This is a genomic window from Neobacillus drentensis, assembly GCF_036962765.1.
In the GTDB taxonomy this organism is placed as follows: domain Bacteria; phylum Bacillota; class Bacilli; order Bacillales; family Cytobacillaceae; genus Neobacillus; species Neobacillus drentensis_C.
Genome location: NZ_JBALOS010000064.1, coordinates 15,949 through 32,364, shown reverse-complemented (window position 1 = coordinate 32,364; position 16,416 = coordinate 15,949). Strand labels below are relative to the sequence as shown.

Here is a 16,416-nt window from a genome sequence, read left to right as displayed (position 1 = left end):
GTGCTTAACAAGACGAATACTCCGCCACCCGATTCCGACCAGCTCTCTTCGCCCCCACATAAAGCGCCCGATCCGCATGCCGTATCAATGCTAGTGCATCCTCTGCATCTTCAGGTGCTGTCGCTACCCCAATCGAGGCGGTGATCATGACATTTTGCTGCATTTTGTCAAAATCTAAGGATTGTTTGATTGTAAATGGCCAGTTGGCGATCATTTTCCTTATTTGTTCTGCGATTACGTAGGCCTCTTCTTTGGAAGTATCCGGTAAAAGAACGACGAATTCTTCCCCGCCATATCGAGCGACGGTTCCGCACGAGAGTCCCATTAACTTGCTTAGTCTGCTGGCAAGTTCAACCAGAACTTCATTTCCGCTTTGATGACCATACGTATCATTTACTTGCTTAAAATGGTCAATATCAAGAATAATTAACGATAACGTCCGGCGCTCGAACCGAGTTAATTTATTAAATTCTTCGGTTAGAAGGTTTTCAAAATAGCGATAATTATACAGTTTTGTTAACGAACAGTGTTCACTTTGCATCTTTGTCAGTTCATAATGCTTGGCATTTTCAATGGCAACGGCAAAGTGGGAACAAAGAATATCAATGATCATCAGCTGGAATTTTTCAAATGCACGCTTTTTCTTCGTGGCAAGTAATAACACGCCAATTACCTTTTTGCTTCGAACGATTGGTACACCTAGGATACTTTCTGCATCATCCGGTAAATGTCCATTTGAATATTTCTGCCATTCTTTCCTTGCTGTATATAAGAAAGTCTTTTGTTCACCCCATACGATCCCGCTAATTCCTTGATTTCTCTTTACAGGCGGTAAGCTATTAGGCATGCCCTCTTCAATCCCTCGAACCAATTCGAGCTCATCATTCTTTGTTACCTCAAGGATATAAGCATAATCAACGGGAAGCATTTCACTTACTTTTTGAATTAACAGATCAACAACATCATCGACCTTCAAGCGCTCGGCCATCTGATGACCAATCTCTGCCGTTTTTTGTAGATATTCATTGATTTTTTCACTAGAATAATAAAGTCTGAAAATCATTGATAAGCTGACAAAAGGGATCCCCACAAACAACAGCGCTAAATTTCCGAACTGATTATAAAGGGTATACAACACAAACCCCAGTGGGAAGGTGATGAAAGTAGTAATGGTCTCTACAATGAAATCCTTTCCAAAATAAGGTTCTTTGCTCTTATAAATAAAATAAAGATTGAAGGAGAGAATGATTTGATTCATTGAATAACTAACCACTGCATATGAGAAGGCCAGCCATAAGTAATTTGGATTATCGGTAAAACTAGGGCCTGGCTCACCTCCAAGCCAATTGAAGACCAATCCACTCGTCAAGGAAACGAGAAAGAACATTATCAGATTAAGCGGCAATCGGAATAATTCACCTTTTCGGAGAATCCGTAACTTTAGAAGTAAAACAATAACGGCTATTTGTGCAAAAATGATTTCAACAAATAATCCAAACCTTAAAAAGGTAGCAAGTGCCACCCATTGGATTAAGAAAATAAACATATTATTAATAACAATAGGCATGGTTGCAACCACACAGGTTAACAGCAAAAATGCTAAGACATCTAACCAACGCCCGGAGATATGAGGAGGATAAGCCTTATAGGTGAGCCATGTACCGGCGGGAACTAATAAAAACCAGGTAAGAAAAATACAGTTCTTGATAAACGGCTTTACTTCCATGCTTATCCTCCCCTATGTTCTATATAGATAAAATTATTTTACCATTAGAAAAATATCTTGTCATAGAGAAATTATCTTATTTTTCAAATATTGAGCCAAAAATGGTTTTACCTCTGATATAAAATAGAGTGAACCGGTTATCACTAATACGCTATTGTTTTCAAGGGTTTTTATCTCCTCTAAAAGAAACGAACCCCAGTCATCGACGGCCAGTTTGTTTGCTGACTGGCTAATCTTTAGTAATTCTTCTGATGACGCTGCACGTGGAAAATCAAAGCTGACAAAGGTAATTTGAGAAGCGATTTTATCTAGTTTGGCAATCATCTTGTCCAGTTTTTTATCCGATAACGCCGCAAACACGACGTGAAGATTGCGATTTGGATATCTCGTTACTAATTCGTGAGTGAGCGCTGAAACCCCTTCCTCATTATGGGCCCCATCAATGATAATAAGTGGGCTTTCAGACAGCATTTCAAACCTACCTGGCCAATACGCCTTTTTTAATCCTGCTCGAATTGCTTGCTCGTTCAGGATAAACTCGCCCTTTTGATGTAAAAATTGGGCCGCGATCACCGCAAGGGCTGCATTCTCCGTTTGATGCTGGCCCATCATGCTGATCTCTAGATTGTCGAGTGCTTGAAATTGCGTCAAAACGTTAAACGCTTCGCCCTTTGCTAAGGTTTTATGGCCGCTAATCGAAAATTCATGATCGAGGCGATAAAGTGGCGCCTCTTTTTTTTGAGCTTGTTCCTCAATGACCTTTAACGCACCTGGGTGTTTGACAGCTGTAAAAAGTGCGGTGTTGTTTTTTATTATCCCTGCTTTTTCAAAGGCAATTTCTTCATAATTGTGACCAAGGATATTAATGTGATCTAATCCAATGTTAGTAATGATAGACGCTAACGGTTGAATAATGTTCGTTGAATCAAATCGACCGCCTAAGCCGACTTCAAAAATAACGATGTCAACCTTGTTCATCTCTGCGAAATAATGAAAAGCCATTGCGGTAATGACTTCAAATTCCGTTGGTCCGCCTAGTTCAGTTTCTTCTAATTCGTCTGCTAACGGTCGAATGATATTTGTTAACTGGAGCAGTTCCGCATCGGTGATGGCTTTCCCATTAACACTAATTCGTTCATTGAACTGTTCAATATAGGGAGAGGTAAAGGTACCAACCGTATACCCGCTTGCTTCAAGAATTGAACGAAGAAAGGTAACAGTGGAACCTTTCCCATTTGTACCGCCAATATGAACGGTCTTCATTTTTGTTTCTGGATGACTGAGTCTTTCCATCATCCATTCCATCCGCTTTAAACCTGGTTTGATCCCCAGTCTTAACCGGGCATGAATCCATTCAAGGGCTTCTTTATATGTAGTAAACATCCGTGACACCCCATCTTTTTTTACTTATAGTTTTAAATAACTATTCTTTGATTCGCTGATAAAGTGGAATTTCCGCTGATAAAATCCAAATTCCGCTGATAAACTAGACGGAATCGCCGATATATGACTGAAAATCGCTGATAAATAGTAATCTTTAGCATTATCGCTTCAATTAACCTTAATTTTGATCAATTTTACATTGTTAGTAATAAGGCAAGACGAATCCTTTAGAGAATTCGCCTCGCCAAACTAATTATTACCCTCTTAATTCTTTAATTCGCGCTTCAACAATCGCTCTCTTCTCGAGATAATCATTTTCTTTTGCCCGCTCTTCCGCTACAACACTCTCAGGGGCTTTTTTCATGAAACCTTCATTGCCTAGTTTCTTCTGAACTCTTTCTACTTCTTTATTTAAGCGGTCAAATTCTTTTTCAAGACGAGCAATTTCTTCGTCAATGTTGATCAAGCCTTCAAGTGGCAGGATGATTTCTAAGCCAGTAATGACGGCCGTCATCGCTTTTTCAGGAGTATCAAGCTCGATGCCCATTTGTAATTCTTCTGGATTACAGAATCGCTCAATATAGCTGCGATTATGTTCAATCGCTTTAAGGACGGTTTCATCCTTTGCTTTCACAAGCATTTTAATTTTCTTGCTCATTGGCGTGTTAACTTCAGCACGAATATTACGAACGGAACGAATCATTTCCATGAGAAGTTTCATTTCTTGTGCTGCTTGATCATCAGAAAGCGCAGGATTTACTTCAGGCCACTTTGCTGTTGTAATCGATTCTCCTTGGTGAGGAAGGTTCTGCCAAATTTCCTCGGTGATAAATGGCATGAATGGATGCAACAAACGCATCGTTTGATCTAAAACATGGGCAAGAATCGAACGGGTTGTTTTCTTAGCTGCTTCATCTTCACCATATAATGGCAATTTCGCCATCTCAATATACCAATCACAGAAGTCATCCCAGATGAAGTTGTATAGTGCACGGCCAACTTCACCAAACTCATAACGATCAGAAAGTCTTGTCACATGTTCAATCGTTTCATTTAAGCGTGTTAAGATCCACTTGTCGGCAACCGATTTTTCGCCGCTAAAATCAATTTCTTCATAGGTCATACCGTCCATATTCATTAACGCAAAGCGGGAGGCATTCCAAATTTTATTCGCAAAGTTCCAAGTCGACTCTACTTTTTCAAAGCTAAAGCGTAAATCTTGACCCGGAGAGCTTCCCGTTGAAAGGAAATATCTTAAGGCATCGGCACCGTATTTTTCAATAACATCCATTGGGTCAACGCCGTTTCCAAGTGACTTACTCATTTTGCGTCCTTGCTCATCACGAACGAGACCATGGATGAGAACATCTTTAAATGGACGCTCACCTGTAAACTCGATGCTTTGGAAAATCATTCTGGATACCCAGAAGAAGATAATATCATAGCCTGTTACTAATACATCGGTTGGGAAGTAACGCTTGAAATCGGATGCTTCAGTATCAGGCCAGCCCATGGTCGAAAATGGCCATAGTGCAGAACTGAACCATGTATCTAGTACGTCTTTATCCTGTTCCCAATTCTCAGCATCTGCAGGTGCTTCTAGACCAACATATACTTCTCCTGTTTGCTTGTGGTACCACGCCGGAATACGGTGACCCCACCAAAGCTGTCTCGAAATACACCAGTCGCGGATATTTTCCATCCAGCGTAAGTACGTTTTTTCAAACCGATCTGGGACAAAGTTTGCTTTTTCTTCTTTGGTTTGCAGAGCAATCGCTTCATCTGCGAGCGGCTGCATTTTAACAAACCATTGAGTTGAAAGGTATGGTTCAACAACGGCACCGCTGCGTTCGGAGTGTCCTACAGAATGCGGATGCTCTTCAATTTTGAAAAGAACTCCTTGTTCCTGCAAGTCTTTCACGATTTGCTTACGGCATTCGAAGCGGTCTAGCCCTTTATACTTGCCGGCTTTATCATTCATGGAACCGTCTTCGTTCATAACAAGAATTCGTTCAAGATTATGACGATTGCCTAGTTCAAAATCGTTCGGGTCATGGGCTGGTGTAATTTTAACCGCTCCAGATCCGAATTCCATATCCACATAATCATCCGCCACAATTGGAATTTCGCGGCCAACGATTGGCAGAATGACAGTTTTTCCAATGAGGTGCTTGTAACGGTCATCTTCTGGATGAACGGCAACTGCGGTATCACCAAGCATCGTTTCTGGTCGGGTTGTCGCCACCTCGATATACCCAGAACCATCAGCAAGCGGATAGCTCATATGATAAAATGCACCTTGAACATCTTTATAGATTACTTCGATGTCTGATAGAGCTGTTTTAGTGGACGGATCCCAGTTAATAATATATTCCCCGCGGTAAATGAGGCCTTTTTTATAAAGGGTAACAAACACCTCTTTAACGGCATCGGATAAGCCTTCATCAAGCGTGAATCGCTCGCGGCTGTAATCTAAGCCTAAGCCTAGTTTTGCCCATTGCTGACGAATATGGGAAGCATACTCTTCCTTCCACTTCCATGTTTCCTCCACAAATTTTTCTCTGCCTAAATCGTACCGGCTTTTGCCTTCGCTGCGAAGTTTTTCTTCTACCTTTGCTTGTGTAGCAATCCCAGCATGGTCCATCCCTGGCAGCCAAAGAACATCATACCCCTGCATTCGCTTCATACGTGTAACGATATCTTGGAGAGTCGTATCCCAGGCATGGCCTAAATGAAGTTTCCCCGTTACGTTTGGCGGCGGGATTACTACCGTGTACGGGTCTTTGCCCTCATCATTTTTTGCTTCGAAAAACTTACCTTGTAACCACCATTCATAACGACCTTTTTCAATCGTTTGTGGGTCGTATTTCGTAGGCATTGTTAGTTCCTTTGTTTCCATTGTAAAATCCTCCTTTGATTCCTTTTCCATACAAAAAACTCCATTCGTCATAAAAGGACGAATGGAGTTTGCTTCGCGGTACCACCTTTTTTCCAATCAAAAAAAACTGATTGGCACTTATATAGATAACGGATCTAATCCGTCTTCAACTAATAGGATTCTAAAGATCCGTTCGCAGAAGAAGCTCGTGGGCGACCTTCCGACTTTCTGCTTAGGAAATCTTCCAGCTAATGATTTCCCTCTCTTGAAGCAGGTTTGTATCGTACTCTTCCCTGTCGTTGCTTATGTAATTAAATTATACTGTTATACTACCGAAAAAAAGGGTTTGACGTCAATAATGATAACCACTTTTTTTATTTTTTATACTATATGCTTATTTTTTGGAGAATTCTCCGCACTTGTGGAATATACATAAATAAAATAAAAAGGGGGGGTTGTTGGTGAAGAGAAATTTTCAAAAATTTAAATACCAACCCTGGTTTCGGACTTGTAGGAGAGTTTGCGCGCAGTTAATTGTTCCGTTTGTGATCTTCCAATTTATTCGAACACTGATCATTCCCACATTCTTTGATATTTTATTATTAACACTTTTTGTGGCCATTGCCGTGTCGCTCTATTTTGATTTCGTTTAAGGAGCCCTTGTAGCAAGATTACTGCTGCTGGGCTCCTTCTTTTGCTGCTGACTGCGCATCAATCTCGGTCATTCTCATGACGACATACTCGGAATTTTTCAAATGCCAGTAGCGGTGCTGCAACTGGCGTACATATTTCAACTCATTTTTTGGACGCTGCTTCCGATAATAGCTTTCTGCCACTTGGATGATGGGAATCGGGAGCGCTAAATAGCTGAAGAATAATAATTTTTCATCGGCTTTGAATGGAAAGTATTTAAAGTAATGATACACCCAATCAACAGCTGTATCGCTGCGCTTTGGATTGGTATTTAAGGCTCTTGATAAATACGGAAGAAGGTCATGGATTGGTGAGCCATAGCGAGCATTCTCAAAATTTATAAAAAAGCCATACCCTTTATCATCATATAAAAAATGCTCGGGTGATAATTTCCCATGCGTAATGACCATTCGGGCCTTTTCGTTGTCTTTCGTATTTTCATACCATTCTTCGAATTTAGTTTTTGAGAATCGCAGCGCTTGGCTGATTTCGTTGTAATAAAGGCAATATAACAATTCGAACGGCGACATGTAAGTCTTTTTTTCACATTCATCGATGAAGCCATCAAGGAATTCCTGTTGTTTTTCATGCTGTTGAATCGTCTTTTCATAGTGCTCGGTTCGCTCTTCCTTGTTCATTGCTATCTCTTTCGCGGATAGCGTATGAAGGCGAGCTAGTTCACGAAACAGCTGATGATTTTTGTGCTCACGGTCTTCCTTCTGTTCGTTTGACATCCACGGCATTAAGTAATAAAGAATATTTTCATGCAGGACAGCATACCTGCCATCCATGGTAGGGTAAATGGGGACAATGCGGTTAAACCCTCTTTGGTAGAGAAGATGAACATGACGAATGAAGTCGGTCCCGGTCGTGGGGTCGATTTTTTTTAATGCAAACGTCCCTTTATTTGAATACACCTTTAGAACACTGCCAAAATTCTCTACATGATAAGGCTCGATCAGGTAATTTTTTAAAACAGGGGCAAGTATATCTGTATAACGGGAGTTATTCATGAGAACTCAACTCTCTTTCAATAGGAAAAGCGTAATCGCTCTGGGACAAAATTGTGATGAAAAGAAGGTGAGCAGGTCATAAGAACCCGCTCATCTCTTTCAGTTATTTTTTTACAGGGCTGCTAGGAATATATAATACTTGGCCTTCGAATACATCTTGATTAATTTCAAGATTGTTGACGCGAAGGAGGTTTTGTACGGATACATCATATCGATCGGCCACGGTGTCCACAGTATCTCCCTTTTGGACGATGCAGATCTTAACTCTGGCTTGCTCAGAACTTTCATCTTTCCGAGCAAAAAACTCGGTTAACGTCATGCTTTTCTTTTTGGCAGGTTTTTTCTTTTTCACATTCTTTGGTGGTGCTCCTTCAGATGATGAAGAACTTTCTTCCACCTGACTTCCTTCCACATGAGCTGTTGGGGCTGGCTTCACCTTAGAAACTATTTCTTCCGCGGTCTCTTGCTCAGGGTGGCTAGACTCACTCCTTGCTTCTTGGAACTCCCATGCAGGTTGGTTCTCTGCACTTTTTACTTCTTGGTACTCCCATCTAGGTTGGCTCTCTTCACTTTTTACTTCTTGGAAATTCCATGCTGGTTGAGTCTCTTCACTTTTTACTTCTTGGTGATACCATTCTGGCTGGTTCTCTGCATTTCTGGCTTCTTGTAACTCCCATGATGGTTGACTCTCTTCACTTCTGGCTGCATGTACTTCCCATGCAGGTTCATTATCCTCATCTACTATTTCTTCCTGCGGCTGATAATTGAAGGTCGGAAATTTTGGTAAAACTTCAACGCTCTCTTCTTCTTGCGGTTTTCTAGCCTCTGCTTCAAATAAGAAGCTATCTTTGTAACTGCTCTGAACGGCTTCCAGTTCAACTTCTACTTCTTCCACATCTTCTTCGATTTCATCAAGTTGCGCACGATGGACAACCTCAATTTCCTCGACTTCTTCCTGTAGTTGTTGCTGCTGTTCAGTTCCATATAGACCGCTAATGGTTAGCTCTGCTGCGAGTTTCAGGCAACTGCGTTCAGGAATTGAGTAGTCAAACGATTCAACGAGAACATCGATGTCATAGATACTTTGAATCCGATTATTTGGGATGGTGATGTCGACTGGGAATCGATGTGAAAATTCACAGGTACCTTCCTCGCGTGTATCGACCCTCTCCACAAACTTTTGTGATGTTACACCTTCATCTTCGTTTTCATGGTTAGTTTCGTAACTTTTATATTCGCCAGTGAGTTCGAGCGAACCTCTTATGGTTACGTACTGATCGTTTTCCTGAATGGTAATGTCCGGGTCTAAAGAAATGGAAACAAGCTCCTCGACTTCCTGTCCTTTTCTAAACCACAAAGACTCCTCCAAGGAAAAGCGTAGGCACGATTGGTTCTCTTGGGACAAAGCGACTCCTCCTTTCGTTTCCTTCACGCAAAATCACTATGTCACTTACACTCTATGAGCCTTGGGCTTTATTTATGATAATTTTGAGTAGAAAAGAATCGTAGTTTTTTGGGATAGAGTTTTTTTGTTTGTTAGAGGTTTGGATTCCGCCAAACTTGAACTTTATTCCGCCAACATTGATCGTCATTCCGCCAAAACCCAGGATTATTCCGCCAAAACCTTTTTTAGCCGCCTCGAAACCAGTCCACAGACTGGCCAAACTAATTAATTTCTAACCATACAAAAAACACCCACCAAACCCGGTGGGTGTCTAGAAAGATATTATTTAAGCTTAGAAAATGCAATCTCTGCTGCACGGATGGTTTTTTCGATATCCTCATCTGAATGCTCAGTGGATAAGAATAATCCTTCAAATTGTGATGGCGGCAAGAAGATGCCTTGAAGTGCCATCTCACGATAATAAGCCGCGAAGAATTCCAAATTAGATGATCTTGCCACTTCATAATTAATGACCTCTTCATTGGTAAAGAAGAAACCAATCATGGAACCAGCACGGTTAAAGGTTATGGGCACATCATACTTTTCAGCAGCTGCCTTAAAGCCTTTTTCGAGTAAATCACCCTTACGGATAAATTCCTGGTAATGCTCTGGAGTTAATTGGCTTAGGGTTTCGAAACCTGCAGTCATCGCAAGTGGGTTACCAGACAAAGTTCCTGCCTGATATATTGGACCACTTGGGGCAATTTGCTTCATGATTTCGGCTTTCCCACCATATGCTCCAACTGGCAGCCCGCCGCCAATTACTTTACCAAGACAGGTAATGTCCGGAGTAATATTGAAATAGCCTTGTGCACAGTTATATCCAACACGGAAGCCTGTCATCACTTCATCAAAAACTAACAACGCGCCGTGATCGGAAGTAATCTCACGAAGTCCTTCCAAGAACCCTGGAAGCGGTGGTACTAGACCCATGTTTCCAGCAACTGGTTCAACGATAATACAAGCAATATCATCACCATATTGTTCAAACGCAAACTTTACACTTTCCAGGTCATTGTAAGGGACTGTAATCGTGTTTTTGGCGACTCCTTCAGGCACACCAGGGCTGTCAGGCAACCCCAGAGTTGCCACACCTGAACCGGCCTTAATTAATAGGGAATCCCCATGACCATGGTAACAGCCTTCAAATTTTAAAATCTTGTTACGGCCTGTATAGCCTCTCGCTAACCGGAGCGCACTCATTGTCGCTTCAGTACCTGAAGATACCATTCGAACCACTTCGATGGATGGTACACGTTCAATCACAAGCTTAGCTAATTTATTTTCCATTAATGTCGGTGCACCGAAACTTGTCCCAAGTTCAGCAACCTTTTTTAAGCCTTCAACCACACGGTCATTGGTATGCCCGAGGATAAGGGGGCCCCATGAAAGGACATAGTCAATGTATTCATTCCCATCAATATCATAGATTTTCGACCCCTTACCTCGTTCCATAAAAATCGGGTCCATATTAACTGATTTAAAAGCACGTACCGGACTATTTACTCCGCCTGGCATAATGGCTTGGGCTTCTTTAAATGCTTCAATCGACTTAGTATACGAACGCATGCCGATCCCTCTTTTCAAATTATTGGTCTTCTCTTAACCAGCGAACCGCATCTTTTGCAGCATAAGTAATGATTAGGTCTGCACCTGCACGTTTCATGCCGATTAACATTTCAAGCACCGTGTTTTTCTCATCAATCCAGCCGTTTTGTGCTGCGGCTTTAATCATTGAATATTCTCCGCTTACATTATAAATAACAATCGGTAAATTAAAAGTGTTTTTCATATCGCGAACAATGTCAAGGTATGGCATTCCTGGCTTGACGATGAGGAAATCTGCTCCCTCTGCCACATCGGATTCTGCTTCTCGAAATGCTTCCATACGGTTTGCTGGATCCATTTGATAAGTCTTCCGATCGCCAAATTGTGGTGCGCCTTCAGCCGCTTCCCGAAATGGGCCGTAGAAAGCGGATGCATATTTCACGGCATAAGACATGATCGGAATCTCTGTAAAGCCAGCTTCATCTAATCCTCTTCGAATGGCAGCAACAAAACCATCCATCATGTTAGATGGTGCAATAATATCAGCCCCAGCTTCAGCTTGGGCGACAGCCGTTTTTACAAGCAATTCAAGGGATTGGTCATTTAGAATCTTCTCACCTTCAACCACTCCACAATGACCGTGGCTTGTATATTCACATAGGCATGTATCTGCTACGACAATAATTTCTGGGAATTTTTCTTTGATAAAGCGAGTTGCTACCTGGACAATCCCATGGTCGTGATAGGCTTGCTCACCACATGCGTCTTTCGTTTTTGGAATACCAAATAGTAAAACAGACTTAATACCATGGGCCACGATATCATCCATCTCTGCTTCTAAGTGATCCATCGATACTTGGTATACACCTGGCATTGATGAAACTTCATTGCGAATATTTTCACCTTCATAAATAAATAGTGGATAAATGAAGTCCTCCGCTTTCAGGTGATTTTCTCGGACAAGTGAGCGCATGCTTGCACTTGAACGTAAGCGGCGATGACGTTTAAATTGAAGTTCCATTTATTATTCCTCCGTCTCTAAATAAGCAATCGTACTATTAATCATTTCCTTAACCGTGTACTCTTTTGGCGAAGCATGGACGGTAAACCCATAGGCACGTAATTTTTTCTCAGTAACAGGCCCAATACAGCCGATAATGCAGTTTCTTACCTGCTCATTAAGACCATATTCCTTTACAACAGCCATCAGATGGTCCACCGTTGATGGGCTCGTAAAGGTAAGGATATCAAGTTGCTGATTCGCGAGCATCCGGGCCAGCTTATCACGACTTTCATCCGGCAGGTACGTTTCGTAAATGACCACTTCATCTACCTGAGCACCGAGTTCAGTTAAAGATTGGGCGATATATTCTCGGGCAAGATTTCCTTTAGGAAGCAGTACTCGTGCATTTTTATCTATAAATGGGCTAACTTCTTCCACAAATGTTTCCGCCACATAGGAACTCGGAACAAATTCAGGCGAGAATCCCATCTCTTCTAAAACCTCAGCAGTCTTTTTTCCGATAACAGCGATTTTGGGAAGGGAACTGCCAAGTTTATCCTCATCCAAAAAAGAAAAAAAGGTTTCTACAGTGACATTGCTCGTAAAAATAATCCAGTCATATGTATCAAGTGCCATTAAAGCATCGTGAAGGAGTTGATTTTCTTCAATCGGACGAAAGGCAATAAGAGGGATTTCGATTGGAATCCCTCCATACCTTTCAACCAGTTGTGAAAAAGGTTTTGCTTGATCTTTTCCTCTAGGAACAAGAACCGTTTTATCAAGCAAAGGTAACGATTGGGTCATTGACCTTCAAGCTCCCGTTTCACCTTTTCAATTAGGTCTTTACCACCCTTTTGAATTAATAAGTCAGCTGCCTGAACACCAAGCTCTTCTGGATTTTGTCCTCTAACTTCCTCTTTAATGATTTCATGTCCTTCTGGTGAACCTACTAAAACATTTAGGACGATTTCATCATTTTCAGCTGCATAAGCGAAGCCGGCAATCGGTACCTGACAGCCTCCCTCCATTTTTTGAAGGAAAGCACGCTCGGCACGAACGGCTCTCTCTGTTTTCTTGCAGGTGAATTTTTCAAAGAGTTCTAGAAGTTCTTTATCATCTTCACGGCATTCGATCGATAATGCCCCTTGCCCCACTGCAGGAATACAAAGATCTGCATCTAAAAATTCAGTAACCACATCCGTTGCCCAGCCTAGGCGTGAAAGGCCGGCAGCTGCAAGAATGATCGCATCGTATTCTTCCGTTTCTAATTTTGCTAATCTTGTATCCACATTGCCACGGATCCATTTAATCTCTAAATCTGGACGCGCCACTAATAGCTGTGCACTTCGGCGCAGGCTGCTTGTCCCAATAATCGCACCTGGTTTTAAATCTTTTAACTTTACATGACCTCTTGAAATAAGGGCGTCGCGGTGATCCTCACGGAATGGGATGCAGCCGATTGTCAGACCCTCAGGTAAAACCGCTGGCATGTCTTTCATACTATGAACAGCCATATCAATCTCTTTATCAAGCATAGCCTGCTCGATTTCTTTTACAAATAATCCTTTACCGCCCACTTTTGAAAGGGTAACGTTTAGAATTTGATCCCCTTTTGTGACGATTTCTTTTACTTCAAATTCAAAACGAGGGTCCAACTTTTTGAGTTGGTCTATCACCCAATTTGTCTGTGTTAAAGCCAATTTGCTTCGTCTTGAACCTACAATTATTTTTCTCATGATTGTGCCTCCTGAGTTTATGCGCTACGAATACCATAAATGAAAGGATGATAATCGACCAAATAAGAAAAAGTTAATTAGGACTATTAAAAATGCAGCTGTATTCCAAATAGCTAATTGTCTTCCAGATACATTTTTCATAATATGCAAATATAAAAGGATACTATAGGCTGTTAGTAACAGAAAGGACCCAATGATTTTCATATCGTACCATGGCATCCCAGGCACCTTTAGGAAGGCCCACTGCAGTCCTAAAATCAAACTAAGCAGCAGCATCGGCACACCGATAACGGCCAATATGTAGGATGATTTTTCAAGTTTATCTAAGTCTGCCAGTCGAATGAGCCTTGTTCCCCATTTTTTCCTTTTTAATAAATCATATTGAAGTAGATATAAAGATGAAAAAACAAATGATAGTGAAAATGCCCCATATGAAAGTATCGCCATCGTAATATGAATCAACAATAGTTCTGAAACAAGCTGCTTCGCCATGATATGTGAACTATATTGCATCGGGGCGAATGTATGAATCGCCATAACTGTAAAGCCAAGGATATTTGTGAAAAAAACGATAAAATCAACCCGTAATAAATGATTGATGACAATGGACAACGTAATTAATATCCACGCATAAAAATAAAGTCCCTCAAAAATCGTTAGTACAGGGAACCTGCCAGTTTTATACATATAACTTACGAGGAAAACTGTTTGTAAAACCCATACAAATGCAAGTAACCAGAAAGCAATACGGTTTGCCTTCCGGTTATGGTGTAGAAAATCGAAAAAATATAACAACACACTAAAGGCATATAGAACAACGGTCAATTCGTGAAGCCTTGTCATAAAGACATTAAACATAAAATGTACCCCTTATGACTGAAAGGAAGCCCGCGGTGTTGTAACCGGTATTGGATTGGTTTCGGCTGCTTTCGAATGTTGTTCTTGAACAAGCTCTTCAATATTAAAGATTTTCATGAATAAATCCATGGCCTGATTTGCATCAGATCGGGCAGCCAATTCTTTTGCTTGTAAAATAGGATCCTTTAAGAGCTGGTTGATAATACTTTTTGTGTGCTTATTTAATACTTTTAAATCCCGATCCGATAAATTTGGCAATTTTCTTTCCAAACTAACCATCGTTTCTGATTGAATGATATGGGCTTTTTCACGAAGCGCTGAGATGACAGGAACCACACCAAGCGTTCCAAGCCATTGCTTGAACTCGACGATTTCTTTTTCGATCATGAGCATGATTTTTTCAGCCGCTTTTTTGCGTTCTTGCAAGTTGGCCTCCACAATTCCCTCTAAATCGTCAATATCGTATAAAAAGACATTTTCAAGATCGCCAATTCTTGGATCTAAGTCACGCGGTACAGCAATGTCCACCATAAATAATGGCTTGCCTTTGCGTTTCTTCTCAACCTTTGCCATCGTCTCTTTTGTAATGACAAAGTCCTTCGCACCGGTTGAACTGATCAAGATATCTGCTTCCACCAATGCTTTTTCTAATTCAGCCAATGTTCTCGCTTTACCGCTGAAACGATTCGCTAAGTCAATCGCCTTTTCATGTGTGCGATTAATTACGGTTACTTCCTTCACTCCATTTCCATGGAGGTTTTGGGCAGCCAGTTCACCCATTTTTCCAGCACCAAAAATTAATATATGTTTATTGGCAAGCGAACCGAAAATCTTCTTCGCCAACTCCACTGCTGCATAGCTGACAGAAACTGCATTTGCGCCAATGTCCGTTTCTGAATGTCCCCGTTTGGCAAGGGTAATTGCTTGTTTAAACAAGTGATTAAATACGGTACCTGTCGTGCCTTGTTCTTGTGCCAACATGAAGCTTGTACGTACCTGTCCAAGGATTTGTGTTTCCCCTAAGACCATGGAATTAAGTCCGCAAGTAACGTTAAATAAATGATCAACCGCCCCATCATCTTCATAAACAAATAAGAACGGAGAAAATTCTTTTTGTTCTATTCCGAACCATTCGGACAGAAATTCTTTAATATAATAACGGCCTGTATGTAATTGATCTACAACCGCATAAATTTCCGTACGATTACATGTAGATAAGATGATATTTTCTAGGATGCTTTTTTTGGTATTTAACTTTTTTATTGCACCCGCAAGGTCGGCTTCGTTAAATGATAACCGCTCGCGAATTTCAACAGGGGCAGTTTTATAGTTTATACCGATCACTAATGTATGCATTTCTAAGGACACCCCCAATAGATATTACAACTTAACTAGTATGATTATATCATGAGCAATTTCGACTTTTGCTCGAAAAATGTGAACAGAAAACGAAACTATATGTTACTATATTAAAGAAAAGTGCAGATTACCTTTCCCTATAGGGACAGATTAGCAAAGTTTTCTTTAGTATTTCTTAATAATCATAAATGTTTTCGTAAAATACTTCCTTATGTACAGTATCAAAAAAACGGACGAGATTCAAGTGAACCTTACTGGAAGTGTGGTGTTTTTTTATGAAGAATCAACGAATTTTTCCTGGGATTATTCTAATAGGTTTTGGTGCTTATTTTTTGTTGCAGCAAACCGGTATTACTATTTTCCAACAATTTTTTACATGGCCGACTCTGCTGATTATTGTCGGAATTGCTTTTTTAGGACAGGGGTACTCTGCTCATGACTTTGAGGCAATTCTTCCAGGGGTCATTATGGCTGGATTTGGACTCCATTTCCATCTGGTCGGCAAGGTGTCCTTTTGGCCTAGCAACACGATTGGAATGTTAATATTAATTATTTCGATAGGATTTTTTCTCCGCTTTCAAAAATCGAATTCTGGTTTATTTCAAGCATTCCTCTTTCTTATTTTAGCTGTTCTTCTCTTATTTTATGATAAAATTACTGCATATTTTGATGTCCTGCAAAACGGAATGAGTTTTGTATGGAAGTTTTGGCCTGCACTCCTTATTGTGGTTGGAATTTATTTTCTGCTTAAGAAAAAAAAATAACGCCTGGCATA

Annotated in this window: 12 protein-coding genes and 1 other annotated feature; of the genes, 1 reads left to right on the top strand and 11 read right to left on the bottom strand. The window is 40.8% G+C overall.

Going from position 1 to position 16,416, the window contains the following annotated elements; translation table 11 throughout:
• Positions 1-4 precede the first annotated feature (4 nt).
• The 11 genes from V7137_RS10165 to hemA form a co-directional block, all read right to left on the bottom strand.
• Positions 5-1,726, bottom strand: a complete 1,722-nt coding sequence (locus tag V7137_RS10165; RefSeq protein ID WP_335697973.1) for a sensor domain-containing diguanylate cyclase — start codon at positions 1,724-1,726, stop codon at positions 5-7.
• Positions 1,727-1,786: 60 nt separating this feature from the next.
• Positions 1,787-3,109, bottom strand: coding sequence for a bifunctional folylpolyglutamate synthase/dihydrofolate synthase (locus tag V7137_RS10160; RefSeq protein WP_335697972.1), 1,323 nt, complete (start codon positions 3,107-3,109; stop codon positions 1,787-1,789).
• A gap of 256 nt (positions 3,110-3,365) precedes the next feature.
• A complete protein-coding gene (locus V7137_RS10155) occupies positions 3,366-6,008 on the bottom strand; it encodes a valine--tRNA ligase (protein ID WP_335697971.1) in 2,643 nt (880 codons plus the stop codon).
• 50 nt (positions 6,009-6,058) lie between these two features.
• Positions 6,059-6,296 (bottom strand) — a binding site (T-box leader).
• A 362-nt stretch (positions 6,297-6,658) separates the two neighbouring features.
• A complete protein-coding gene (gene ysxE / locus V7137_RS10150) occupies positions 6,659-7,693 on the bottom strand; it encodes a spore coat protein YsxE (RefSeq protein ID WP_335697970.1) in 1,035 nt (344 codons plus the stop codon).
• Between the two features lie 103 nt (positions 7,694-7,796).
• Positions 7,797-9,125, bottom strand: coding sequence for a stage VI sporulation protein D (gene spoVID / locus V7137_RS10145; RefSeq protein WP_335697969.1), 1,329 nt, complete (start codon positions 9,123-9,125; stop codon positions 7,797-7,799).
• A 294-nt stretch (positions 9,126-9,419) separates the two neighbouring features.
• Complete coding sequence (gene hemL / locus V7137_RS10140) at positions 9,420-10,706, bottom strand: glutamate-1-semialdehyde 2,1-aminomutase (protein ID WP_335697968.1); 1,287 nt, start codon at positions 10,704-10,706, stop codon at positions 9,420-9,422.
• Between the two features lie 19 nt (positions 10,707-10,725).
• Positions 10,726-11,706, bottom strand: a complete 981-nt coding sequence (gene hemB, locus V7137_RS10135) for a porphobilinogen synthase (RefSeq protein WP_335697967.1) — start codon at positions 11,704-11,706, stop codon at positions 10,726-10,728.
• Between the two features lie 3 nt (positions 11,707-11,709).
• A complete protein-coding gene (locus tag V7137_RS10130) occupies positions 11,710-12,492 on the bottom strand; it encodes a uroporphyrinogen-III synthase (RefSeq protein WP_335697966.1) in 783 nt (260 codons plus the stop codon).
• Positions 12,489-13,424, bottom strand: a complete 936-nt coding sequence (hemC, locus tag V7137_RS10125; RefSeq protein ID WP_218347839.1) for a hydroxymethylbilane synthase — start codon at positions 13,422-13,424, stop codon at positions 12,489-12,491. The genes V7137_RS10130 and hemC overlap by 4 nt, the downstream gene beginning before the upstream one ends.
• 24 nt (positions 13,425-13,448) lie before the next feature.
• Positions 13,449-14,282 (bottom strand): cytochrome C assembly family protein, encoded by an 834-nt coding sequence (locus V7137_RS10120; protein WP_335697965.1) that lies wholly within the window; start codon positions 14,280-14,282, stop codon positions 13,449-13,451.
• A gap of 12 nt (positions 14,283-14,294) precedes the next feature.
• Complete coding sequence (gene hemA / locus V7137_RS10115) at positions 14,295-15,638, bottom strand: glutamyl-tRNA reductase (protein WP_335697964.1); 1,344 nt, start codon at positions 15,636-15,638, stop codon at positions 14,295-14,297.
• A gap of 278 nt (positions 15,639-15,916) precedes the next feature.
• Between hemA and V7137_RS10110 the strand changes: the two genes are divergently transcribed.
• Complete coding sequence (locus V7137_RS10110; RefSeq protein ID WP_335697963.1) at positions 15,917-16,405, top strand: LiaF transmembrane domain-containing protein; 489 nt, start codon at positions 15,917-15,919, stop codon at positions 16,403-16,405.
• Positions 16,406-16,416 lie beyond the last annotated feature (11 nt).